Origin of the sequence: Pseudomonas oryzicola (assembly GCF_014269185.2) — a bacterium.
GTDB classification, from domain to species: Bacteria; Pseudomonadota; Gammaproteobacteria; order Pseudomonadales; family Pseudomonadaceae; genus Aquipseudomonas; species Aquipseudomonas oryzicola.
Window position 1 is genome coordinate 3,522,837 of sequence record NZ_JABWRZ020000001.1, and the last position, 22,890, is coordinate 3,545,726.

At 62.1% G+C, this 22,890-nt stretch carries 17 protein-coding genes, 2 rRNA genes and 2 pseudogenes; 10 read left to right on the top strand and 11 right to left on the bottom strand.

Going from position 1 to position 22,890, the window contains the following annotated elements; translation table 11 throughout:
* Window positions 1–46 precede the first annotated feature (46 nt).
* From HU760_RS16185 to HU760_RS24745, 3 genes and pseudogenes are all read right to left on the bottom strand, one after another.
* Window positions 47–1,735, bottom strand: a complete 1,689-nt coding sequence (locus HU760_RS16185) for a putative bifunctional diguanylate cyclase/phosphodiesterase (RefSeq protein ID WP_186680338.1) — start codon at window positions 1,733–1,735, stop codon at window positions 47–49.
* A 13-nt stretch (window positions 1,736–1,748) separates the two neighbouring features.
* Window positions 1,749–2,918 (bottom strand): methyl-accepting chemotaxis protein, encoded by a 1,170-nt coding sequence (locus tag HU760_RS16190; protein ID WP_437179858.1) that lies wholly within the window; start codon window positions 2,916–2,918, stop codon window positions 1,749–1,751.
* A 114-nt stretch (window positions 2,919–3,032) separates the two neighbouring features.
* A pseudogene (locus HU760_RS24745) lies at window positions 3,033–3,377 on the bottom strand (PAS domain-containing protein); the annotation flags it as partial.
* A 394-nt stretch (window positions 3,378–3,771) separates the two neighbouring features.
* Here HU760_RS24745 and HU760_RS16195 point away from each other — a divergent pair.
* From HU760_RS16195 to HU760_RS16210, 4 genes are all read left to right on the top strand, one after another.
* Window positions 3,772–5,082 (top strand): C4-dicarboxylate transporter DctA, encoded by a 1,311-nt coding sequence (locus HU760_RS16195; RefSeq protein WP_186680344.1) that lies wholly within the window; start codon window positions 3,772–3,774, stop codon window positions 5,080–5,082.
* A gap of 44 nt (window positions 5,083–5,126) precedes the next feature.
* Entirely contained in the window at window positions 5,127–5,831 is a 705-nt protein-coding gene (locus tag HU760_RS16200) for a FadR/GntR family transcriptional regulator (RefSeq protein WP_186680346.1), read from the top strand.
* Between the two features lie 15 nt (window positions 5,832–5,846).
* Window positions 5,847–6,515 (top strand): GntR family transcriptional regulator, encoded by a 669-nt coding sequence (locus HU760_RS16205; RefSeq protein WP_186680349.1) that lies wholly within the window; start codon window positions 5,847–5,849, stop codon window positions 6,513–6,515.
* A 100-nt stretch (window positions 6,516–6,615) separates the two neighbouring features.
* Window positions 6,616–7,674, top strand: a complete 1,059-nt coding sequence (locus tag HU760_RS16210) for a hypothetical protein (protein WP_186680352.1) — start codon at window positions 6,616–6,618, stop codon at window positions 7,672–7,674.
* A gap of 27 nt (window positions 7,675–7,701) precedes the next feature.
* Here HU760_RS16210 and HU760_RS16215 read toward each other — a convergent pair whose 3' ends face one another.
* Entirely contained in the window at window positions 7,702–8,130 is a 429-nt protein-coding gene (locus HU760_RS16215) for a PACE efflux transporter (protein WP_186680397.1), read from the bottom strand.
* A 102-nt stretch (window positions 8,131–8,232) separates the two neighbouring features.
* Here HU760_RS16215 and HU760_RS16220 point away from each other — a divergent pair, with 102 nt between their 5' ends.
* The 3 genes and pseudogenes from HU760_RS16220 (at window position 8,233) to HU760_RS24755 (ending at window position 11,140) form a co-directional block, all read left to right on the top strand.
* On the top strand, window positions 8,233–9,111 hold the full coding sequence (locus HU760_RS16220; protein WP_186680354.1) for a LysR family transcriptional regulator: 879 nt from the start codon (window positions 8,233–8,235) through the stop codon (window positions 9,109–9,111).
* 142 nt (window positions 9,112–9,253) lie between these two features.
* Window positions 9,254–10,285: pseudogene (gene mcpA / locus HU760_RS24750) on the top strand (methyl-accepting chemotaxis protein McpA); the annotation flags it as partial.
* Between the two features lie 114 nt (window positions 10,286–10,399).
* Window positions 10,400–11,140 carry a methyl-accepting chemotaxis protein gene (locus HU760_RS24755; RefSeq protein ID WP_437179859.1) on the top strand — a complete coding sequence of 247 codons (741 nt, stop codon included), beginning with the start codon at window positions 10,400–10,402 and terminating at the stop codon, window positions 11,138–11,140.
* A gap of 47 nt (window positions 11,141–11,187) precedes the next feature.
* Here the strand turns inward: HU760_RS24755 and HU760_RS16230 are convergent, their stop codons facing one another.
* The 3 genes from HU760_RS16230 to HU760_RS16240 form a co-directional block, all read right to left on the bottom strand.
* Window positions 11,188–12,252, bottom strand: coding sequence for a YkvI family membrane protein (locus HU760_RS16230; protein ID WP_186680360.1), 1,065 nt, complete (start codon window positions 12,250–12,252; stop codon window positions 11,188–11,190).
* Window positions 12,253–12,403: 151 nt separating this feature from the next.
* On the bottom strand, window positions 12,404–12,781 hold the full coding sequence (locus HU760_RS16235) for a RidA family protein (RefSeq protein WP_186680363.1): 378 nt from the start codon (window positions 12,779–12,781) through the stop codon (window positions 12,404–12,406).
* 12 nt (window positions 12,782–12,793) lie between these two features.
* A complete protein-coding gene (locus HU760_RS16240) occupies window positions 12,794–13,930 on the bottom strand; it encodes an NAD(P)/FAD-dependent oxidoreductase (protein ID WP_186680366.1) in 1,137 nt (378 codons plus the stop codon).
* 112 nt (window positions 13,931–14,042) lie between these two features.
* Here HU760_RS16240 and HU760_RS16245 point away from each other — a divergent pair, with 112 nt between their 5' ends.
* Window positions 14,043–14,636, top strand: coding sequence for a helix-turn-helix domain-containing protein (locus tag HU760_RS16245; protein WP_186680369.1), 594 nt, complete (start codon window positions 14,043–14,045; stop codon window positions 14,634–14,636).
* Window positions 14,637–14,798: 162 nt separating this feature from the next.
* Window positions 14,799–15,584, top strand: a complete 786-nt coding sequence (locus tag HU760_RS16250; RefSeq protein ID WP_186680372.1) for a sulfite exporter TauE/SafE family protein — start codon at window positions 14,799–14,801, stop codon at window positions 15,582–15,584.
* Window positions 15,585–15,587: 3 nt separating this feature from the next.
* Here the strand turns inward: HU760_RS16250 and HU760_RS16255 are convergent, their stop codons facing one another.
* A complete protein-coding gene (locus HU760_RS16255) occupies window positions 15,588–16,127 on the bottom strand; it encodes a histidine phosphatase family protein (RefSeq protein WP_186680375.1) in 540 nt (179 codons plus the stop codon).
* Between the two features lie 182 nt (window positions 16,128–16,309).
* Between HU760_RS16255 and HU760_RS16260 the strand changes: the two genes are divergently transcribed.
* Window positions 16,310–17,512, top strand: a complete 1,203-nt coding sequence (locus HU760_RS16260) for an MFS transporter (protein WP_186680378.1) — start codon at window positions 16,310–16,312, stop codon at window positions 17,510–17,512.
* 43 nt (window positions 17,513–17,555) lie between these two features.
* Here HU760_RS16260 and HU760_RS16265 read toward each other — a convergent pair whose 3' ends face one another.
* The 3 genes from HU760_RS16265 to HU760_RS16275 all read right to left on the bottom strand — a co-directional run bounded on the left by HU760_RS16265 (window position 17,556) and on the right by HU760_RS16275 (window position 22,690).
* Window positions 17,556–19,364 (bottom strand): ABC transporter ATP-binding protein/permease, encoded by a 1,809-nt coding sequence (locus tag HU760_RS16265; RefSeq protein ID WP_186680381.1) that lies wholly within the window; start codon window positions 19,362–19,364, stop codon window positions 17,556–17,558.
* A 184-nt stretch (window positions 19,365–19,548) separates the two neighbouring features.
* Window positions 19,549–19,664, bottom strand: a 5S ribosomal RNA gene (gene rrf, locus HU760_RS16270).
* 134 nt (window positions 19,665–19,798) lie between these two features.
* Window positions 19,799–22,690, bottom strand: a 23S ribosomal RNA gene (locus tag HU760_RS16275).
* Between the last annotated feature and the right edge of the window lie 200 nt (window positions 22,691–22,890).

The window sequence follows — 22,890 nt, forward strand, 5'->3', positions numbered from 1 at the left end:
CCGGTTGCCGAGCAGGCCCAGGCCTACCTCATCGCCGGCTGGCCTATCAAGGGTCGCGCCACAGCTTCGGCTGCCGGTAGGTCTGGGCCCAGCGCTGTACCTCACTGGCCGGCATCGGCCGGGCAATGCAGTAACCCTGTGCCAGTTCGCAGCCCAGGCCCATCAGCACCCGCCCATGCTCGACACTCTCCAGCCCTTCGGCAATCACTTCGCGGCCAAATGCCCGTGCCAGGCCAATCACCGCCCGGGTCAGCGCCAGGTCGTCCTGGTCATGCAAAATGTCCCGCACGAACGACTGGTCGATCTTGATCGTCTGGGTTGGCAAACGCTTCAGGTAGCTCAGCGACGAGTAGCCGGTGCCAAAGTCATCCAGGGAGAAGCGCACGCCCAGCGCGCGGCAGGCGTCAAGGCAGCGGCTGACGTGCTGCAGGTTGTCGATGGCCACTGACTCGACGATTTCCAGGTCCAGCCGCGCCGGGTCCACCTCCGGGTGCGCTGCCAGCAACTGGCGCAGACGCTCGGCGAAGTCACTGCGTTGCAAATGCCGCGCCGCGATATTCACGCTCAACGACCAGGGCCGCCCTTCGCGCTGCCAGGCCTGCAGCTGGTTCAAGGCCTTGTCGAGGACCCACTCGCCAATTTCGATGATCAGGTCGGTCTGCTCGACCCATGGCAGGAAATCGCCAGGCGGCACCAACCCACGGCCCGGCCGCTGCCAGCGCAGCAAACCTTCGAAGCCCAGCACCTGGCCGCTGCGCAGGTTGACCTTGGGTTGGTAATACAGGCACAGCTCGTCGTTGTGCAGCGCCCGGCGCACCCGCGCCACGGTCTGGTGGGTAGCCTTGAGTTCCTGCTCCTGAGTCACGTCGAACAGGTGGTAGCGGTTGCGCCCACGCTGCTTGGCCACGTACATGGCCTGGTCGGCATGGCGCACCAGGGTGTCGGCGTCCTCATCATCCTGCGGGTACAGCGTCACACCGATACTGGCGCTGAGCGACAAGTGCTGCTCACGTATTACATAGGGCGCCGCCAAAGCCCGCAGCACCCGGCGCAGCGCCGCATGCAACTGACGGCCTTCGTCGACATCACGCAAGATCAGCACAAACTCGTCCCCCGACAACCGGGCCACGACATCACTCTCGCGCAGGATATGCTTCAGGCGCTGCGCCACTTCGACCAACAGCAAATCACCCATGGCATGCCCGTAGCCGTCGTTGACCGCCTTGAAGCCATCCAGGTCCAGCATGCACACCGCCAGCTCGATACCTTCACGGCGCGAACAGGCCAAGGCCTGGTTCAGCAGGTCAGAGAGGTAAGTGCGGTTGGGCAGGCCGGTGAGCACATCGTGGCCCACCCGCCATTGCAGGGTATGTAGCAGCTGACGTTTCTCGGTGACATCAAAGCGGATCGACACATATTTGCGTACCTGGCCGCTGAGCGGGTCGACCAGCGGCACCATGGTGCTGTCGACCCAGTACAACGTGCCATCCTTGGCACGATTGCAGATCTCGCCTTTCCACACCCGCCCGGCGGCCAGGGCCCGCCACATGCCGACGAAGAATGCCGGCTCGTGCAGGCCGGAATTGAGGATGCGGTGGTTGGCACCGAGCAGTTCCTCGCGGCTGTAACCGGAGATGGTACAGAACTGTTGGTTGACGTAAGTGATGTTCCCACGCAGGTCGGTTTCGGAAAAAATCGCAGCCGCGTCCACGGCCGCACGGTAGTTGTCATCCATAAAGCATCCTGCCTTAACGGTTGAAGCGCTCCACAAGGGCACGCAATCCGGCGCACACCTGTTCCAGTTCGGCTCCGCGCGAGGCGGCGGCGTTGGCGCTTCGGGCGCTGTGCTGGGCTATGCCGGCCACGCCATTTATCTGCCTCGAGACGTCTTCGGCCACAGCCGACTGCTGCTGCGAGGCCGTGGCCATCTGCTGGCTCATGGCGCTGATGCGCTGCACCGCTTCACGGATGCCATGCAGCGCCTGACGGGCTTCCTGCACCTGGGCGACGCCCTGCTCGGCACCGTCGATGCCCTGGCTGGCGATCGCCACGGCCTCCTCGGCACCACTGCGCAAGCCATCAATGATAGTCTGGATGTGCAGGGTCGACTGCCGGGTCTTGTCGGCCAGTGCCCGCACTTCATCGGCTACCACGGCAAAGCCGCGGCCCTGCTCGCCGGCACGGGCCGCCTCGATGGCGGCATTGAGCGCCAGCAGGTTGGTCTGCTCGGCAATGCCGCGAATCATCCCGGTGGCCTCGGCGATGGAGCCGGTCTGGCCAGCCAACTGCGTGACAGCCTGGTTGATCTGCGTCACGGTACCCGCCAGGGTGCGGATCGCCGCACCGCTGGCATCGGCCACCTGGCTGCCCTGCTCGGCCAGCAGGTGCGCGGTGTGGGCCTCGGCAGCGGTCAGCTGTACATGGTTGGCCACCTCACCGATGGAAGCTGCCATCTGGTTCATGGCCGTGGCACTCAGGTCGGTTTCTGCACGCTGCTCCAGCAACGCCGCTTCGGTACTGCGTGACAACTCTCCAGCATCATGAGCAGCCACGGCCATCTGTGCCGCCAGGTCGCTCAACCGGGTCAGCGCGGTCTTCAGCCGCGCCTCCTCGCTGATCAGCATCAGTTGCAGTTGTCCGGCAGCACCGGGCAGGTCGCTGTAGGTCAAGGCGGCGATCGGGTCGGCGAAGGTCCCATCGGCGCCCTCTACCACGCGCTGCATCTGCCGCCCCACGGCGTTGCGTACCAACAGGCCATAAGCCAGGAACAGGCCCAGGGTCAGCCCTTGCGCAACCAGGCCTGGCCACAGCAGATTGGCCCCCAGCGCCAGCCCCCCGCTCGCCAGCGGTACGGCCAGGTCGCGCGCCAGCAGGGTCGCGCGCCGTGACCAGGGCAATACGGCCTGGCCGTTGCGCATACGTGCATAAAGGGCCTCGGCACGGGCCACCTGCTCACGCGAGGGGCATACCCGTACCGACTCATAGCCCACCACCCGCCCGGCTTCGAGGATTGGCGTGACGTAGGCGTTGACCCAGTAGTAATCGCCGTTGCGGCAGCGGTTCTTGACGATGCCCATCCAGCTCTTGCCGGCCTTCAGGTAGCGCCACATCAGTTCGTACACTGCCGGCGGCATGTCCGGGTGCCGCACCAGGTTATGCGGGCTGCCGATCAGTTCGGCCTCGCTATAGCCACTGATGGCGGCGAATTCGGGGTTGCAGTAGGTGATCAGGCTGGCCGTGTCGGTTGCGGAAATCAGCCGCTGATCGGCGGGGAAACGTTGCTCGACCGGGGTAACCGGGAGATTGAGACGCACTATGAGACTCCATTCATTTAAACGCCAGACGCCTGCTCTGGGACGATTATCGGGATAACACACCCACAATCGGCCTCGTAGTGACTGCCCGGTCGCGCGCGGATTCTACGAGGTCAGCCGCATAAAGCAAATAAACCTTATGAATCATGGCGTTATCGAAAAAATTGAGGTCGGGCTGGGGCCTGGCAAGCGGATTGCAGTGCTGTATCAGGTACCCGCTGAAACTTGCTCTGGTGTGCGTTAACGCCTTATGCGGCATGCACCGAACTAGAGCCTCGCAGGCTGGAACGCCCTCAAACTGGTCAGACCGGTAAGGCCAAAAATTCTTGCAATGGCGGATTTTTCGCGCTTTTATGGCTTCGCGCTGAACAAACCGGTAAGACCACAATAATTAAGTCCTGCGCTCTTTCGCCCCGTGCGGCTACCGAAGCAAGGACACCGATCAGAGATCCCTCCCATGCTTAAATGGTGCTCGCGTTCGATCTTCCTTCAAGTCGTGCTCGGCCTTGCCCTCGGCATCGCCTGCGGCCTCAGCTTCCCCGACCTGTCCTTGCAACTGAAACCGCTTGGCGACGGTTTCATCAAACTGATCAAGATGCTCATCGGCCTGATCGTGTTCTGCGTGGTAGTCAGCGGCATCTCGGGTGCCGGCGACCTGAAGAAGGTCGGGCGCATCGGCCTGAAGTCGGTGATCTACTTCGAAGTGCTGACCACCCTGGCACTGGTGATCGGCCTGGTGTTCGCCTTCAGCAGCGGTATCGGCAGCGGCGCCAATATCCACCTGGACCAGCTGGCCAGTGCCGACGCCAGTAGCCTGGCCGAGCGCGGCCAGCACATTCACGGTGCCACGGCGTTCTTCCTGGAGCTGATCCCCACCTCGGTGATCGGTGCCTTCGCCGACAACAACATCCTCCAGGTGCTGCTGTTTTCGGTGCTGTTCGGCAGTGCGCTGAACCTGGTTGGCGATTCGGCAGCCGGCATCTCGCGGCTGATCAACGAGCTGAGCCACGTGATCTTCCGCATCATGGGCATGATCGTGCGCCTGGCGCCGCTTGGCGTCTTCGGCGCCATCGCCTTCACTACCAGCAAATATGGCCTGGAATCGCTGCAACACCTGGGCGGGCTGGTGGCGCTGTTCTACCTGACCTGTGCCGGCTTCGTGCTGATCGTGCTGGGTACGGTCATGCGCCTGTCGGGCCTGAAGTTGCTGCCACTGATCAAGTACCTGCGCGAAGAACTGACCATCGTCCTCGGCACTGCCTCTTCCGACGCCGTGCTGCCACAGGTCATGCGCAAGCTCGAGCACCTGGGCATCGGCACCTCCACCGTCGGCCTGGTGATCCCGACTGGCTACTCGTTCAACCTCGATGGCTTTTCCATCTACCTGACCCTGGCCATCGTGTTCATCGCCAATGCTACCGGCACGCCACTGGCCATGACCGACCTGCTGACCATCCTGCTGGTGTCACTGGTGACTTCCAAGGGCGCTCACGGCATCCCAGGCTCGGCACTGGTGATCCTCGCCGCCACCCTGACCGCCGTGCCGGCGATCCCGGTAGTGGGCCTGGTACTGGTGTTGGCGGTGGACTGGTTCATGGGCATCGGCCGGGCATTGACCAACCTGATCGGCAATTGCGTGGCCACCGTGGCCATCGCCCGCTGGGAGAAGGACATCGACCTGGAGCGGGCGCAGAACGTGCTGGACGGCAAACCTGGCTTCGCTGCCACGCCACGCAAGCAGCCCAACAACCATCAACAGGAATTCTGAGCCAACGTGGCCGGCACCGATGCCGGCCCTTCCAGGAGCAAACCGTGATCAGCTCATCGACCGTCGTCAACTCAGTGGTGGAAAAACTGCGCCAGGCCCTCGCCCGTGGCCAATGGCGCAGCGGCGACATGCTGCCAGGCCAGCGCGAGCTGGCCGAACAACTGGGTATCAGCCGCCCCAGCCTGCGCGAAGCGGTGACCGTACTGGAAACCCTGGGCCTGGTGCGTTCGCTGCCGGGCAAGGGTGTGCTGGTGCTGGACGCCGAAGCCGCCGCCCAGGAACCAGGCCTGGACACCAGCGCGGCGGCCAGCCTGGCCGACGTGCTGGAGCTGCGCTACACCCTGGAACCGTTCATCGTCGGCCTGGTGGCGCAATCGGCCAACAGCCAGGACATCGGCCAGCTGCGCCTGACCCTGATGGACATGCGCGAAGCATTGGAAGCCGAAGACAGCGAAGCCGGGGTCAGGGCCTACATCGCCTTTCATGAAGCGCTGTTCGCCCTGACCACCAACCCGATCTTCCAGAGCGTGGTGCAGCAGACCGGCAATGCCCTCAAGCAGAGCGCCGACATGCTGCGCAAGTCGCCCGAGCACCTGGCCGCACGGCTGAAGGAAAACGAAGCAGTGGTGCGCGCCATCCGCGAACGCAACAGCACCCAGGCCAGTGCCCAGATGCGCCAGCACATCCTGGCCGAAGGCTTGCGCATGGGCATCGCCCTGAACATTCCGGACGAACACCCGCATCCATGACCCAGGAGAGCGACCATGAACGCCGCCCCCCACTTGCCGGCCCTGCTCGCGGCCGGCGAAACCCGCCTGTCCGCCGAGCAGATCTACCCGCGGCTGTTCGACGCCATCCTCGAACAGCGCCTGCCACCTGGCAGCCTCTTGCCCGAGCAGGCGCTGGGGCATGCGTTTGGTGTCAGCCGCACAGTGATCCGCCGCGTGCTCGGACGCCTGTCCGACCAGCAGGTGGTCGTGCAGCGCCCCAGCCACACCGCGCACCTGGCCACGCCCGACCCGGAGCAGGCGCGCCAGGTACTCAGTGCCCGGCGCCTGGCCGAAACCACGCTGATCACCCTGGCCGCCCAACGCGCCCGGCCGGTGCAGATTCGCCAGCTGCGGCAACTGGTGGAGCGTGAACGCCAGCACCACGAAAGCGGCGAGCGCTGCGCAGCGATCCGCCTGGGTGGGGAGTTTCACCTGAAACTGGCGCAGGTGGCCGCCAATGCGCCACTGGCCCGGTTTCTCAATGGCCTGGTGCCGATGACCTCGCTGATCATCGCCCGCTACGAATCGCCTTGCTGCGACCACTGCGCCTGGCAAGAGCATGCGGCGATCATCGACGCCGTGGCCCTGGGCGATGCCGAGGCGGCCCTGACCCTGATGCACCAGCACCTCGACCGCCTGGAAGAAAAACTCGACCTGGAATAAAGCCTGTAGGACCGCGTTGGCCGATGGGCTGCACAGCAGCCCCCTGAAGCCGACCCTATACTCCGATAACCACCTCGGCCTCTATCAGGGAGGCGGTTGCGTGAGCGTTCGAGTCCTTCTGCTGCCATGCCTGCTGCTGGCGCTTGCCGGTTGCGCGGGCAAGCGTCCGCCTGCTCCGCCGCCACCGGTGGTACTCACCACCGCCACCTGGCAGCGTATCGACCAGGAACTGATCGACGCCTCGGTCGGTGCCACCGGCTCGGCCAACGACTATGCCCGGCGCTCCATGCGGGTGTGGAAGGAACAGGTCCAGCAGCGCACCGAAAGCGACTTCATTCCGTGGTTCACCGGCTACTGGACCCAGCAATGGCTGACCCTCAAGGTGGCCTGGTACAAACTCGACAGCGGCGAAGGCCGGGAACCGGCAGAAAAGCGCCTGGCGTTGTACCTGCAGGAGCAATACCACAAACGGGTTATCGAGCCAGTTGCCGAGCAGATCGACCCCGAGGGGATCCGCGACCGGGCCTGCGAACTGTACCTGCAACTGCTCGGCCAGCAACTGCCCGCCATCATCGACCGCTACAACGCCCCACCCGAGCAGTTCAGTCAGCGCCTCAACCGCATTCCCGCCATCGCCCTGGGGCCGCCGGATGCGCGCAATGCCAGCCTGTATCAACTGCTGCGGGCCAAGTCGCTGGCCCAGCAACCGGCCTGGCAAGCCATGCGCCAGCACCTGCACCAGCAAGCCAGCAAAGGCCCCGGCAAGACCGATGCCGGGCTGAACTCGGTGGCCACCCAGGCCAGCGAAAAGCTCGGCGCCACCTTGGCCCCGCGCGGCATCGCCAGTGCCGTGGCATCGGCGGTGGGCAAGGTCGCCGGGGCCATGATTTCGATTGCCGCGGCCGGCTACGGGATCATGACCCATGACCGTGAACACCCGCAAATGGTCGAGCAGTTGCGGGTCATCCTCAACGTGGCGTTGAACCAGGAATGGCAAGAGCTGATGGAGAACCGCCAGAGTGGTGCGATGGCCGGCGTGTATTACCTGTCGGGGCAAATCGAGGACAGCCTGCTGGCCAGTGCGCCGCGGCCAATCGAACAACCGGTCGAGCAGCAGGTGAAGCAGCAGGAGCCTGCGATCATATTGCTGCCGCCTTAGCGGCTGCCGGTACCGGCGCAAGCCACATCAGGCTGGCGCCATGGCCGAACTGGGCAGGCCGAAGATCCGGTCGAACGCCCAGTTGTAGGCAAAGGTGTAGCAAGGCACCAGCACGATGAAAGCCATGTCCACCAGCAATGCCTCCAGCAATGTCATGTCCAGCCACCAGGCAATCAACGGGATCAGGTAGACCACCAGCGTCAGCTGAAAGCCGATGGCATGCGCCAGCCGTCGCGTCACGCTGCGCCCGCGCGTGGTCTGGCGGCTTTCCCACCACTCGAACAAGGTGTTGTAGATCAGGTTCCAGAGCATGGCGATGGTGGTGATCATCACGGCCAGAGGGCCGGTATGCGAAGCCTGGGTGTCAGACAGGTAGGCCAGACCGAGGGTCGACATGCACAGCCCGATCAGTTCATAGAAAGTCACGTAGACCAGTTTCCGTTTGAGTCCCTGCACCCGGGTTACCTCGTGCTGTTGAAAAGCGATAGGGGCGATCATGCTTCATTGTCCTTGACAGCAAAAGTCAGCAGCTGTCAGATCTGCTGACAGGAGGCTGCCATGAACTTTTCCAGCGACAACATCCAGCTGTTTCTCGCCGTGCTCGATCGCGGTTCGTTTTCTGCCGCCGCGCGGGCACTGCAGCGCGTGCCATCAGCGGTCAGCATGGGCATTGCCAACCTCGAGGCTGAACTGGGCTACAGCCTGTTCGAACGCGGCCCGCGCGAAGTCCGCCCGACCCCACGGGCCTTGGCCCTGGAGCCGCACGCCCGGCTGATCGCCGAGCAATTGGGGCTGCTCCAGGTGCACGCGCTGGAGCTGTCCCAAGGCCTGGAGAGCAGCCTGACCCTGGCCGTGGTGCCAGACATCGACCACCGCCCTGTGCTGGCCGCCATCGCTCAGCTCGGTGAACGCCACCCGCTGCTGGACATCGCCTTGCTCAGCGCCCCCCAGGAAGAAGCCCTGCAGCTGCTGGACAGCGGCCGTGTCGACCTCTGCGTGGCCTTTGCCGGGCTGCAGGTCGATGCCCGCCGCGGCTTCCAGCACATCGGCATGGAGTCGCTGGTGGCCACCCTGTCGCCTGCCCACCCGGCCTTGCGCGAAGGACGCATCCACTACCTCGAAGACCTGACCCGGGTACGCCAGATCCTGGTGCGCAGCCGCGACTTGCCGCTGACCGACCCGCGCCCGCTGATTGGTGCCACACACTGGTCCACCGACAGCTTCGACCTGGCCCTGCAGATGGTCGAGGCCGGCCTGGGCTGGGGCGACCTGCCGCTGTCGCGGGTCGCGCCATTGCTGGCCAACGGGCGCCTGGTACGGCTGGATTTTCACAACACCCGCAACGAATTGCAGCTGCCGGTGCACATCCTGTGGCGCAAGCAACAACCCCTGCAGCAGGCCGCGCGCCTGTTGATCGAGCAGCTGTGTAGCCAGTGAATACCGTCCGTCGAAACGACCGTCAGAAATTTCTGTAGGCGCTTCAACCTTTTACCCCGTAAGCCGATATCCCTATCGATAGGTTCCGCAATGCGTCATGAGCGCGCTGCGCCCTCCCCTCAATGGCCCAAGGTCTCGAAACATGAACCTGAAATTTCGCCACAAGATCCTGCTCAGTGCCTGCGGTGTCGTGGTCCTGGCATTCGCCCTGTTCACGCTCTACAACGACTACCTGCAGCGCAACACCATCCGCCAGAACATCGAAGCCTCGGTGCAGCAGTCCGGTGCACTGACCGCCAGCAGCGTGCAGAACTGGATGAGCGGGCGCATTCTGGTGCTGGAAAACCTGGCCCAGGACATTGCCGAGCAAGGTGCCGGTGAGAACCTGGCCGGGCTGATCGAGCAGCCGTCCTACACGCGAAATTTCCTGTTCACCTACCTGGGCCAGGCCAACGGTGCATTCACCCAGCGCCCCAATGCGCAGATGCCGGCCGGTTACGACCCACGCCAGCGTCCATGGTATGGCGCTGCGGCCAGCGCCGGGCAGACCGTACTGACCGCCCCGTACCAAGGCGCCGTCGGCGGCCTCATGGTCACCATCGCCACTCCGGTGAAAAGCAAGGCCAATGGCGAGCTTACGGGCGTGGTCGGCGGTGACGTCACCCTCGACACCCTGGTCGAAATCATCAACTCGGTCGATTTCGGCGGCATCGGCCACGCCTTCCTCGCCGACAGCAATGGCCAGGTGATCGTCAGCCCGGACAAAGACCAGGTGATGAAGAATCTCAAGGACATCTACCCTGGCAGCAACCTGCGAGTGGCCGCCGGCATGCAGGATGTCACCCTCAATGGCCAGGACCGCATCATCTCCTTCGCCCCGGTGACCGGCCTGCCTTCGGCGCAGTGGTACATTGGCCTGTCGATTGACAAGGACAAAGCCTACGCCGCGCTCAGCCAGTTCCGCACCTCGGCGATCATCGCCATGCTGATCGCCGTGGCCGCCATCGGCGGGCTGCTCGGCTTGCTGATCCCGGTGCTGATGCGGCCGCTGACCACCATGGGCCGCGCCATGCGCGACATTGCCGAGGGCGAAGGCGACCTGACCCGTCGCCTGGCTGTGCAAAACAAGGACGAATTCGGCGAACTGGCCAGCTCGTTCAACCGCTTCGTCGAGCGCATTCACGCCTCGATCAGCGAAGTGTCGTCGGCTACCCGCCTGGTACACGACCTGTCGGAGAAAGTGATCAACGCCTCGAACGCCTCGATCACCGGTTCTGAAGAGCAGAGCATGCGCACCAACAGCGTGGCTGCGGCGATCAACCAGTTGGGCGCCGCCACTCAGGAAATCGCCCGCAATGCGGCGGATGCCTCGCAGCATGCCAGCGGTGCCAGCGAGCAGGCCCATGGCGGCCGGGAAGTGGTCGAAGAGGCGATCAACGCGATGACCGCCCTGTCACAGCGCATCAGCGAGTCCTGCGCGCAGATCGAAACGCTCAATGCCAGCACCGACGAAATCGGCAAGATCCTCGATGTGATCAAGGGCATCTCGCAACAGACCAACCTGCTGGCGTTGAACGCTGCCATCGAGGCGGCCCGTGCCGGTGAAGCCGGCCGTGGCTTTGCCGTGGTGGCCGATGAGGTGCGCAACCTGGCGCACCGCACCCAGGAGTCGGCGGAAGAGATCCACCGCATGATCACCAGCCTGCAGGTCGGCTCGCGTGAAGCGGTGCATACCATGAACACCAGCCAGGTCTCCAGCGAGCAGACTGTGCAAGTGGCCAACCAGGCCGGCGAGCGCCTGGCCAGCGTGACCCAGCGCATTGGTGAGATCGATGGCATGAACCAGTCGGTGGCTACCGCTACCGAGGAACAGACCGCCGTGGTCGAGAGCCTCAACCTGGACATCATCCAGATCAACGCGCTGAACCAGCAAGGGGTGGAAAACCTCAACGAAACCCTGCGCCATTGCGACCAACTGGCCCAGCAGGCAGGGCGCCTGAAGCAGCTGGTGGGCAGCTTCAGGATCTAACCCGTGGACTCAGGCGGCAACAACCTGTTGCCGCCTGTAACGGACCGCTACACCACCGCCGCTTTCACAGCCCTGCCCCGCCGCACCCAGGCCAGCAACACCGCCAGCATCAGCACGAAGCCCAGATAGCCGCACAGCGGATACACTTCGCTCACCAGGCTGATGAACCCCACCAGGCTGCAGCCGAACGCCACCAACCCGGTCACCATCGAAGCCCAGCGGAACTTCGTCGTGCCCGCCGGCAACAGCCGCGAAAGGAACGAAAACAGCGTACCCACCGCCGTGTTGACGATCATCCCGAAGATGATCAGACACATCACCACCCCCAACAGCGGCGACACTTCGTTGGCAATTGACAGCATCGGCATCGGCAGGTCAGCGACGCTGTCCAGGCGCGACAGTAACCCCGCACTCATCACCAGCATCAAGCCACCCAGAGCTGCGCCACCGAGCAGGCCACCCCACATTGCGGTTTTCTCGCCTTGGGCCGAACCGCCCAGAATGGCCAGGATCGGCGCACCGGCAACGATGTTGTAGGACACATACAAGAACGCCCCCAGCAGCCAGTGACGCGTACCCGCCTGCTGCTGGCTGGCCAGTTGATCGAGCTGGGCAAAGCTTTGCTCACGGGTGAACACGGCATACAGCGCGATCGCCGACGCCACCAAAATCAACAGCGGCGTAATGGCGCCGATGGCCAATATCACCTTACGCACGTCCAGGCACACAATGCCCACGACTATCAGCGTCACCAGCACGCTGCCGCTCAGTGCCGGTATGCCGAACTGTTGCTCCAGCAAGGCGCCGCCGCCAGCCAGCATGACCACGGTGACGGCGAACATGAAGAAGGTGATCAACCCGTCGACGAACAGGCCCAGGTGACGGCCGCAGATAGCCTGGATCACATCCTTGTGCGAGGTCGCCCGCTGGCGATTGCCCAGCCCCGCCAAGGCCATGCCGAGCAACGTGAACAAGGCCGCGCTGACCAACGCACCGAGCAGCCCCCAAACTCCGAAATCGACGAAGAACAACAGCAGTTCCCGCCCCGAGGCGAACCCCGCCCCCACTATCACGCCAACGAACGCGCCGGCAATCTTCAGTTGCTCTTGCATGTGCACCTCCGGATTTTATTGTTGTTGTGTCACTGGCAGCGCATGCCCCTGCAGGAGCGGCCTTGCGTCGCGATGGGCTGCAGGGCAGCCCTGGCACTTTTTTGCTGCGAAACTGAAATCCTGGGCCCGCTTCGCGCCCCTACACGTCAGGTCAGCCCTCGCCGATGAATGCCTGCACTTCGATCTCCACATCCACCCCCAGCGCCAACGCCGAGGCCACGGTCGACCGCACCGGCAGCGCCGCGCCGAAGAATTCCTTGTACACCTCGTTGAATCCGGCGAAGTGGCTCATGTCCGACAGCCACACCGTGGCCTTCACCACCTGGTCGAAACGTGCGCCGCAGGCCGCGAGGCTTTCACCAATACGCTCGCAGGCCGCACGGGTCTGCGTCTGGATGTCACCACGCACCACTTCGCCAGCCGCGCTCATCGGCACCTGACCGGAGAGGAAAAGAAAGCCGCCAGCCTTCACCGCGCGGGAAAACGGGAATGGCAGGTTGCTGGGAAAACGCTGGATTTCATTACTCATGTGATGCTCCTTTCAAGGTTGCTGGAAACGGGCCGGAGACAGGCGCTCGGGCGCCACGCCCTGGCTGACAAGTGCGGGGCACAACGGCTGGCCGAGCAGCAGGTCGGCAGCCAGGCGCGAGGCGCCTGCAGCGGACTGGATACCATAGCCACCTTGTGCCGCCAGCCAGAAAAACCCTGGCGCGTGCATGTCGAAACCGATCACCAGATCACCGTCGGCGACGAACGAGCGCAACCCGGCCCACGTGTGGCTTGGCCGACGGATCGCCAGGGTGGTCATGGCTTCGATGTTGAAGATACCCAGTGCCACGTCGAGTTCTTCAGGCGCGGCGTCCTGGGGTTCGACCGGGTCGGCATTGGCTGGCGAACCCAGCAGTTGGCCGGCGTCGGGCTTGAAGTAGAAGCTTTCGTCGACGCCAATCACCGCCGGCCAGCGGGCGAAGTCCTGGTCTGCCGGGCCGGGGAAGGTGAACGCGCTGCGCCGGCACGGTTGCAGGCCGATCGGCACTACGCCGCACTGCTCGGCCACGCGGTCGGCCCAGGCACCTGCAGCATTGACCAGCTGGCGCGCCTGCACGCTGCTGCCATCGCCCAGCTCAACCTGCCACAACTCATCCTGGTGGCAGGCCCGGATCAGCTCGGCGTTGCAGCGCAACTCGCCGCCGGCAACCCGATAGCCGCGCAGAAACCCCTGGTGCAGGGCGTGCACGTCCAGATCCATCGCACCCGGTTCCAGCACCGCGCCGGCCAGCGTCTCGCCACGCAGGCACGGCACCAGGGCCAAGGCGGCATCGCGGTCGAGCAAGCTGACTTCGGTGCCGTTGGCCAGGTTCTGTGCATGGGCCTGCTCGAGCAGCCCACGCTGTTCCAGGCTGGCCACATACAGGCAGCCACGCGGCTCCAGCAGCGGGTGCTCGCAGAAGCCCTGCGGTGGCGCTTGGTAGAAGGCCCGGCTGGCGCGGGTCAATGCCTGGATCTGCGGAGTGCCATAAGCCTCCATGAACATCGCTGCCGAACGCCCGGTGGAATGGTAGCCAGGCTGCGCCTCACGCTCGAGCAGCAGCACCTTCTGCTGACCCGCCAGGCGATAGCCCAGCGATGCTCCGGCGATGCCGGCGCCGATGATCAGGGTGTCGTAGATAGGGTCCATGCACGCTCCTGTCGGTAATTATCATTTATGAGAATTCTAATATATGAGAATTTAGCCGAGTGCAAGTGTCCAAGGTAAGATAGCCGACCAAGGACGCATGCCGAGAACCCGAATGCCCGCTGCCCTACCCCTGCTGGACCGTGCCGTTGTCGGCCAGCGCCTGCGCCAGGTGCGCAAGACACGCCAGATGACCCTGAAGCAATTGTCCGAGGCCAGTGGTGTACCAGTGTCCACCTTGTCGAAAATGGAACTGGCCCAGGTTTCGGTGAGCTACGAAAAACTCGCCGCCGCCGCCCGGGCGCTGAATGTCGACATTGCCCAGCTGCTGCGTGCTGGTGGCACGGTCGCCGCTCCGGCACCGGTGACCGTAGTGGTCGATTCGCTGCCGACGGCGGCGGGCTACTCGACCGGCACCTATGACTATCACCCGATCGCCGGTGACTTCCCCGAGCGCCGCATGACCCCGGCTTATGCGCGCATCATCGCGCGCGAACGCGGGCAGTTCGATGATTTCATCCGTCACCCTGGGCAAGAGTTCGCCGTGGTACTGCGCGGGCGCGTGCGCATCGAATTCGAAACCGGCGAAGCAGTGAGCATCGGGCCACAGGAGACCGCGTATTTCGACAGCCAGGTGGGGCATATCTACCTGTCGGAGAGTGACGACGGCGGCGATGCGCATGTGATGGTGGTGATGACCGATCGCTGAGTTGTCCTGGTCAGCGCAACTGTCCCTGTTGAAACGTGCCTGGCCGCCCGGCCGAGGCCAGCCGCGGTTATAACCTAATAACGAACAAGTCTATTTGGCTATAAAAAAATCTATATGCTGGCTGCATCCGATAACGGGCAAAGTTGGGCGGTCGAGTAGCGTATGGATGTAGGTTCTTTCGGTTTCACCATTGCGGGCCTGATCGTGGGTTTCATCGTCGGCATGACCGGCGTCGGTGGCGGCTCGCTGATGACCCCGATCCTGTTGTGGTTTGGCATCAGCCCGGCAACAGCGGTCGGTACCGACCTGCTCTATGCCGCCGTGACCAAGGCCAGTGGCGTCTGGGTGCATGCGCGTAACCAGAACGTCGACTGGAAGATCACTGGCCTGCTGAGCCTGGGCAGCGTGCCCGCAGCGGCGCTGACCCTGTGGTTCCTCAGTACCTTGCATACCGACACTTCGGCGCTCAACGCGATCATCAAGCAAGGCCTGGCGGTGGTGCTGATCCTCACCGCGTTGGCCATCCTGTTCAAATCGCGCCTGCAAGCCTTCGCCAGCCGTCATGCCGGCGACCACTACCACCTCAGCGAGCGCAACCTGAACATCCTTACCGTGCTCACCGGCGTGGTGCTGGGGGTGATGGTCACCCTCACCTCCATCGGTGCCGGCGCACTGGGTACCGTGGCGCTGTTCCTGCTGTACCCGTTCCTGGTCACGCGCCGCCTGGTCGGTACCGAAATTGCCCACGCCGTGCCACTGACCTTGGTGGCGGGCCTGGGCCATGCGGGCATGGGCAACATGGACTGGTCGCTGCTGGGTTACCTGCTGCTGGGCTCGCTGCCGGGCATCTACCTTGGCAGCCACCTCACCGGGCGGATTTCCGACCGCGTGCTGCGCCCGTGCCTGGCGACGATGCTACTGCTGATCGGCTACAAACTGGCGTTCTGAGCCTCATCCGAGGCGCAGGCGCCACTGCCCGGTAAAACTCAGGTCCAGGCGCGACAGCGGCAACACGTCGATCCGCTGGCCGGCACCCAGCGGGCAGCCGAGCACCTGCACCAGCACTGCGCGCATGTTCATCGGGTGGGTGATTGCAATCCATTCACCCGACCTGTCGAAGGCCGCCAGCCAGTCGGCCATGCGCTGGCAAAGCGCGGAAAACGACTCCCCACCGTGCACATCACTGGCCGGGTTCTGCAGCCATTCGGCCAAAGCCTGCGGTTGCTCGGCCTGCAACTGCTTCAACGCCAGCCCGCGCCAACGCCCCAGGTCGCAATCAGCCAGCGCTGGCTCGACCTCTACCCCTCCTGACAATAATGCCGCTGTTTCGCACGCCCGCCGCTCTGGCGCGGTCAGCACCGACACCCCGGAAAGGTCAGCGAAAGGCGAGCTGGCCAACGGCAGGATAGCGTCGTCGGCATGGTGTAGACGCCCGGTCTTCTGGGCCTGGGTCAGGGCATGGCAGATCAGGGTCAGGCGGACGGCTTTCACCGGGCATCTCTCGTTGAAGGCAGGGGCGCATGGTTTAGCATGCCGAGGCAATTTTTGCCGCAACAATCGTGGCCGGCAACCACCGATGTAGCGCGCAGCGCACCGCGTGTGTGCCAATCGCAATTTGCATCCTGTACGCCGCCTCCTACAGTTTGGAGCGTAGCGACCCTGCAGAGTCCACCATGCATAGCCACCAACCAAGCCGTCCCCTGGGCGCCGGCAAACGCCTGCTGAAGATCCCCCGTAGCGTCTGGGCGTTGGGCTTCGTTTCGATGTTCATGGATATTTCTTCGGAAATGATCCACGCCCTGCTGCCGTTGTACATGGTCACGGTGCTCGGCACCTCGGTGGTCGCGGTGGGCTTTATCGAGGGCATCGCCGAGGCGACGGCCTCGATCACCAAGGTGTTTTCTGGAGCCCTGAGCGACCGCCTGGGCAGACGCAAGCTGCTGACGGTGCTGGGCTATGGCCTGGGGGCGCTGACCAAGCCGGTGTTTCCCTTGGCCGCGGGTTTGGGGTGGCTGATCGCGGCGCGCTTCATCGACCGGGTCGGCAAGGGTATTCGCGGGGCGCCGCGGGATGCGCTGGTGGCCGATGTCACCCCGGCTGAACTGCGCGGTGCGGCCTTCGGCCTGCGCCAGGCACTCGACACGGTCGGCGCCTTCGTGGGGCCGTTACTGGCCATCGCATTGATGTGGATGACGGCGAGCCATTTCCAGACCGTGTTCTGGGTGGCGGTGATCCCGGCGTTCGTCGCGGTGTACATCCTTGTCGCCTTCGTGCGCGAGCCTGAAACACCCGCCAACGCCAAGCCGGTGCGCTCACCTCTGGCACTGCGCGCACTGGTTCGCCTGGGGCCGGCCTATTGGCGGCTGATCGGCCTGGCCACGCTGTTCACCCTCGCCCGCTTCAGCGAGGCGTTCCTGCTGTTGCGCGCGCAGGGCATGGGCCTGGAACCTTTGTGGGCACCGGCGGTGCTGGTGCTGATGGCCCTGGCCTACTCGCTGTCAGCCTATCCCGCCGGGGCCCTGTCGGACCACATGGGCCGGCGTGCGGTATTGATAATCGGGCTGGGCCTGCTGATTGCCGCCGACCTGCTGCTGGCCCTGGTGCCAGGCTGGGCCGGGCTTGCCTTGGGGGTTGCCGCCTGGGGCCTGCACCTGGGTTTCAGCCAAGGCATCTTTGCCGCCATGATTGCCGACAGCGCCCCCGTCGACCTGCGTGGTACAGCCTTCGGGCTGTTCAACCTGCTGACCGGGGTGGCGCTGCTGGCGGCCAGCGTGGTGGCTGGGCTGCTGTGGGACGGTGCCGGTTTCCAGGCGACCTTCCTGGCCGGCGCAGGCTTTGCCAGCGCCACCCTGCTGGGCGTAGTGTTGTTGCGCTGAGCCCAGCTGGCGGCCAGATCATGGCTATGCGCGCTGAAAGGCATTACACCAGCGCGGGATGCTGCTCCAGTAACGACCAACCACCCTGCCCGTCCACTTCCAGGCGATGGGTATGGAACCCCGCCAACGTGCTGCGATGCCCCACACTGACGAGCAAGGTGGTCGGCATTTCCATACGCAACAGCGCGTACAAGGCATGCTCGAGGCCTTCGTCCATGGCGGAAGTGGATTCGTCGAGGAATACCACTTGGGGCCGGTTGAACAGAACCCGCGCGAATGCCAGGCGCTGCTGTTCACCGACCGAGAGAATGTGTGACCAGTCACAATTGACCTCCAACCGCTCGGCCAGGTGGGCAAGGTTGACCTGACGCAACACCTGCTGCATTCGGGTTGCGTCTGCCGGATTGCCAGCCTCCGGATAGGCGATGACGGTGCGCAGATCGCCCAGTGGCAGGTACGGGCGCTGCGACAGGAACAGAGCCTGATGACCCATTGGCCGCCTGACCGCGCCTTCGGCATACGGCCACAGGCCTGCCAGGGCACGCAGCAGCGTGGTCTTGCCGCTGCCCGACGGGCCCTTGATCAGCAGCGCCTGGCCGGCGCTCAGGTTTAACTCAAGGTCGGCAATGAGGGTATGCCCGTCCGGGCGCAGCACCTGCAGACCTGCAATCTCCAGGGCCTGTGCCTGGTCCTGGGTGGTGACACGCGGCAGGGCACTCGCCTGCGCGTTGGCATCGAGGAAGCCGGTAAGACGGTCAAGGGTCGCCCGGTACTGGGCGAACGTATCATACGATTCGCGGAAGAACGACAGTGAATCCTGCACCTGGCCAAAGGCCTGGGAGGTCTGCATGACATCACCCAGCTTGATCGCCCCGCTGAAAAAGCGCGGGGCCTGGAGAATGAACGGGAATACCACCGCAACCTGGCTGACACCCAGGTTGAAACCACTGAACTTGAGGTTTCGGTAAACCAGTGCCCAGGCATTCAGGATCAAGGCGCCAAAGCAGCTCAGCAAGGTGCCCCGCTCAACCTGAGCGCCCTGGTAGAAGGCGATGTTTTCGGCATTCTCGCGCAGGCGCATCAGTGCATAACGGAAGTTGGCCGTGAGCTTCTCGTTGAGGAAGTTCAGGCGGATCAGTGGGCGGCCGAGGCGGAAGGCAATCCAGGTGGCGACGATGACATACAGATATACGGCAAACACCATTGCCCGGGGGATCTCCACGCCGGCGATCGCCAACGGGGCGGACAGCCCCCAGAGAATCCCGGTGAAGGCCACCAGCGACACCAGCGCGCTGACCGCGCCCAGCGCAAGGCTCACCGAGCTGCTGACGAAGGCGTTGACGTCCAGCTCGATTCGCTGGTCGGGGTTGTCTACCGGCTCAGCGAGGAACTGGCCACGGTAGTAGGCATCCCCCTGCATCCAGTCGTGGGTCAGGCGCTCGGTCAGCCACACCCGCCATTTGATGCTGAACGCCTGGCTTACATAAAAGTTGAACAGCGAGCGCAGTACGTGGATGGTGGCCAACACCGCGAAGACGCCCAGCAGGTACCAGAAGGCAGCTTGATCAAGGCCCTGCAAGGCGCTGTAGAAGCCGTTGTACCAGAACGAGAACAGCACGTTCAGGCGCACCGAGAATAGCGTCAGCACCAGCAGCAGTGCGAACACCAGCAGTGGCCGCCAACTGCGCCTGAAATTGAAATAGGGCCCGGCAAGCTGCCAGAACTGGCTGCCCCAGCGCGTAAAGCGCACGGCCAGCGTGGCGGCTGCAGCAAAGCAGACAAGGGTGGTGAACGAGGCGATTGCCAGCCAGCTCAGGCTCTCTTGCAGGGCCTGGTGCCAGTTCATTTCCATGGTGGGTTTCCGTGCTGAGTGTTTCCGCGAGGGTAACATTGTGCGCGGATTCCTCAGACCTAAATGACGCACTTTTCATGATTGCGGTTGAGCGCTGTGCGTACTTGGTGCGGTGCTGAGGATTTTTGAGCCAAAAAGACAAAACCCCTACCTGCATGCGCAGATAGGGGTTTTGCGAAATGAATCTTGACGATGACCTACTCTCACATGGGGAAGCCCCACACTACCATCGGCGATGCATCGTTTCACTGCTGAGTTCGGGATGGGATCAGGTGGTTCCAATGCTCTATGGTCGTCAAGAAATTCTGTTGCCAGAAGGTCTTGGTAGACACTCCAGCGAATCCGGATATGTGATGTTCGTGGTTCGTTGCGAACTTTCGGTTCGTATCATCTTCACCACCGCAATCTGCGTCAGCAAATTGCTTGGGTGTTATATGGTCAAGCCTCACGGGCAATTAGTATTGGTTAGCTCAACGCCTCACAGCGCTTACACACCCAACCTATCAACGTCGTAGTCTTCGACGGCCCTTCAGGGAACTCAAGGTTCCAGTGAGATCTCATCTTGAGGCAAGTTTCCCGCTTAGATGCTTTCAGCGGTTATCTCTTCCGAACATAGCTACCCGGCAATGCCACTGGCGTGACAACCGGAACACCAGAGGTTCGTCCACTCCGGTCCTCTCGTACTAGGAGCAGCCCCTCTCAAATCTCAAACGTCCACGGCAGATAGGGACCGAACTGTCTCACGACGTTCTAAACCCAGCTCGCGTACCACTTTAAATGGCGAACAGCCATACCCTTGGGACCGGCTTCAGCCCCAGGATGTGATGAGCCGACATCGAGGTGCCAAACACCGCCGTCGATATGAACTCTTGGGCGGTATCAGCCTGTTATCCCCGGAGTACCTTTTATCCGTTGAGCGATGGCCCTTCCATACAGAACCACCGGATCACTAAGACCTACTTTCGTACCTGCTCGACGTGTTTGTCTCGCAGTCAAGCGCGCTTTTGCCTTTATACTCTACGACCGATTTCCGACCGGTCTGAGCGCACCTTCGTACTCCTCCGTTACTCTTTGGGAGGAGACCGCCCCAGTCAAACTACCCACCATACACTGTCCTCGATCCGGATAACGGACCTGAGTTAGAACCTCAAAGTTGCCAGGGTGGTATTTCAAGGATGGCTCCATGAGAACTGGCGTCCCCACTTCAAAGCCTCCCACCTATCCTACACAAGCAAATTCAAAGTCCAGTGCAAAGCTATAGTAAAGGTTCACGGGGTCTTTCCGTCTAGCCGCGGATACACTGCATCTTCACAGCGATTTCAATTTCACTGAGTCTCGGGTGGAGACAGCGCCGCCATCGTTACGCCATTCGTGCAGGTCGGAACTTACCCGACAAGGAATTTCGCTACCTTAGGACCGTTATAGTTACGGCCGCCGTTTACCGGGGCTTCGATCAAGAGCTTCGCTTGCGCTAACCCCATCAATTAACCTTCCGGCACCGGGCAGGCGTCACACCCTATACGTCCACTTTCGTGTTTGCAGAGTGCTGTGTTTTTAATAAACAGTCGCAGCGGCCTGGTATCTTCGACCGGCATGGGCTTACGGAGCAAGTCCTTCACCCTCGCCGGCGCACCTTCTCCCGAAGTTACGGTGCCATTTTGCCTAGTTCCTTCACCCGAGTTCTCTCAAGCGCCTTGGTATTCTCTACCTAACCACCTGTGTCGGTTTGGGGTACGGTTCCCAGTTATCTGAAGCTTAGGAGCTTTTCTTGGAAGCATGGTATCAACCACTTCGTCGCCTAGAGGCAACTCGTCATCAGCTCTCGGCCTTGAAATCCCGGATTTGCCTAAGATTTCAGCCTACCACCTTAAACCTGGACAACCAACGCCAGACTGGCCTAACCTTCTCCGTCCCTCCATCGCAATAACTGGAAGTACAGGAATATTAACCTGTTTTCCATCGACTACGCTTTTCAGCCTCGCCTTAGGGACCGACTAACCCTGCGTCGATTAACGTTGCGCAGGAAACCTTGGTCTTTCGGCGTGCGAGTTTTTCACTCGCATTGTCGTTACTCATGTCAGCATTCGCACTTCTGATACCTCCAGCAAGCTTCTCAACTCACCTTCACAGGCTTACAGAACGCTCCTCTACCGCGTCATCGAAGATGACACCCGTAGCTTCGGTGCATGGTTTGAGCCCCGTTACATCTTCCGCGCAGGCCGACTCGACTAGTGAGCTATTACGCTTTCTTTAAAGGGTGGCTGCTTCTAAGCCAACCTCCTAGCTGTCTAAGCCTTCCCACATCGTTTCCCACTTAACCATGACTTTGGGACCTTAGCTGACGGTCTGGGTTGTTTCCCTTTTCACGACGGACGTTAGCACCCGCCGTGTGTCTCCCATGCTCGGCACTTCCAGGTATTCGGAGTTTGCATCGGTTTGGTAAGTCGGGATGACCCCCTAGCCGAAACAGTGCTCTACCCCCTGGAGTGATACATGAGGCGCTACCTAAATAGCTTTCGAGGAGAACCAGCTATCTCCGAGCTTGATTAGCCTTTCACTCCGATCCACAGGTCATCCGCTAACTTTTCAACGGTAGTCGGTTCGGTCCTCCAGTCAGTGTTACCTAACCTTCAACCTGCCCATGGATAGATCGCCCGGTTTCGGGTCTATACCCAGCGACTAAACGCCCTATTAAGACTCGCTTTCGCTACGCCTCCCCTATTCGGTTAAGCTCGCCACTGAATATAAGTCGCTGACCCATTATACAAAAGGTACGCAGTCACCTAACAAAGTAGGCTCCCACTGCTTGTACGCATACGGTTTCAGGTTCTATTTCACTCCCCTCTCCGGGGTTCTTTTCGCCTTTCCCTCACGGTACTGGTTCACTATCGGTCAGTCAGTAGTATTTAGCCTTGGAGGATGGTCCCCCCATGTTCAGACAAAGTTTCTCGTGCTCCGTCCTACTCGATTTCATTGACAAGAGATTTTCGTGTACGGGGCTATCACCCACTATGGCCGCACTTTCCAGAGCGTTCCACTAATCTCAAATCAACTTAAGGGCTGGTCCCCGTTCGCTCGCCACTACTAAGGGAATCTCGGTTGATTTCTTTTCCTCAGGGTACTTAGATGTTTCAGTTCCCCTGGTTCGCCTCTTGCACCTATGTATTCAGTGCAAGATACTCAGCTTATGCTGAGTGGGTTCCCCCATTCAGAGATCTCTGGATCACAGTCTGTTTGCCGACTCCCCAAAGCTTATCGCAGGCTACCACGTCTTTCATCGCCTCTGACTGCCAAGGCATCCACCGTATGCGCTTCTTCACTTGACCATATAACCCCAAGCAATCTGGTTATACTGTGAAGACGACATTCGCCGAAAATTCGCATGTTGCTCTTTCGAGCAGAACTCACAAATTTTACCTTAGCCTGATTAACCAGCAGTGAAACTGGTCATCAGTCTATATCTATCACATATCCGAATTTTTAAAGAACGATCTGACAAAAGTCAGAAATCAACATTCGAGGCGAA

Excerpts from the sequence above, each read along its gene's own strand:
- HU760_RS16185 (WP_186680338.1), bottom strand. The coding sequence starts at position 1,735 with ATGGATGACAACTACCGTGCGGCCGTGGACGCGGCTGCGATTTTTTCC.
- HU760_RS16190 (WP_437179858.1), bottom strand. The coding sequence starts at position 2,918 with ATGCGCAACGGCCAGGCCGTATTGCCCTGGTCACGGCGCGCGACCCTG.
- HU760_RS16195 (WP_186680344.1), top strand. The coding sequence starts at position 3,772 with ATGCTTAAATGGTGCTCGCGTTCGATCTTCCTTCAAGTCGTGCTCGGC.
- HU760_RS16205 (WP_186680349.1), top strand. The coding sequence starts at position 5,847 with ATGAACGCCGCCCCCCACTTGCCGGCCCTGCTCGCGGCCGGCGAAACC.
- HU760_RS16220 (WP_186680354.1), top strand. The coding sequence starts at position 8,233 with ATGAACTTTTCCAGCGACAACATCCAGCTGTTTCTCGCCGTGCTCGAT.
- HU760_RS24755 (WP_437179859.1), top strand. The coding sequence starts at position 10,400 with ATGCGCACCAACAGCGTGGCTGCGGCGATCAACCAGTTGGGCGCCGCC.
- HU760_RS16230 (WP_186680360.1), bottom strand. The coding sequence starts at position 12,252 with ATGCAAGAGCAACTGAAGATTGCCGGCGCGTTCGTTGGCGTGATAGTG.
- HU760_RS16235 (WP_186680363.1), bottom strand. The coding sequence starts at position 12,781 with ATGAGTAATGAAATCCAGCGTTTTCCCAGCAACCTGCCATTCCCGTTT.
- HU760_RS16240 (WP_186680366.1), bottom strand. The coding sequence starts at position 13,930 with ATGGACCCTATCTACGACACCCTGATCATCGGCGCCGGCATCGCCGGA.
- HU760_RS16245 (WP_186680369.1), top strand. The coding sequence starts at position 14,043 with ATGCCCGCTGCCCTACCCCTGCTGGACCGTGCCGTTGTCGGCCAGCGC.
- HU760_RS16250 (WP_186680372.1), top strand. The coding sequence starts at position 14,799 with ATGGATGTAGGTTCTTTCGGTTTCACCATTGCGGGCCTGATCGTGGGT.
- HU760_RS16260 (WP_186680378.1), top strand. The coding sequence starts at position 16,310 with ATGCATAGCCACCAACCAAGCCGTCCCCTGGGCGCCGGCAAACGCCTG.
- HU760_RS16265 (WP_186680381.1), bottom strand. The coding sequence starts at position 19,364 with ATGGAAATGAACTGGCACCAGGCCCTGCAAGAGAGCCTGAGCTGGCTG.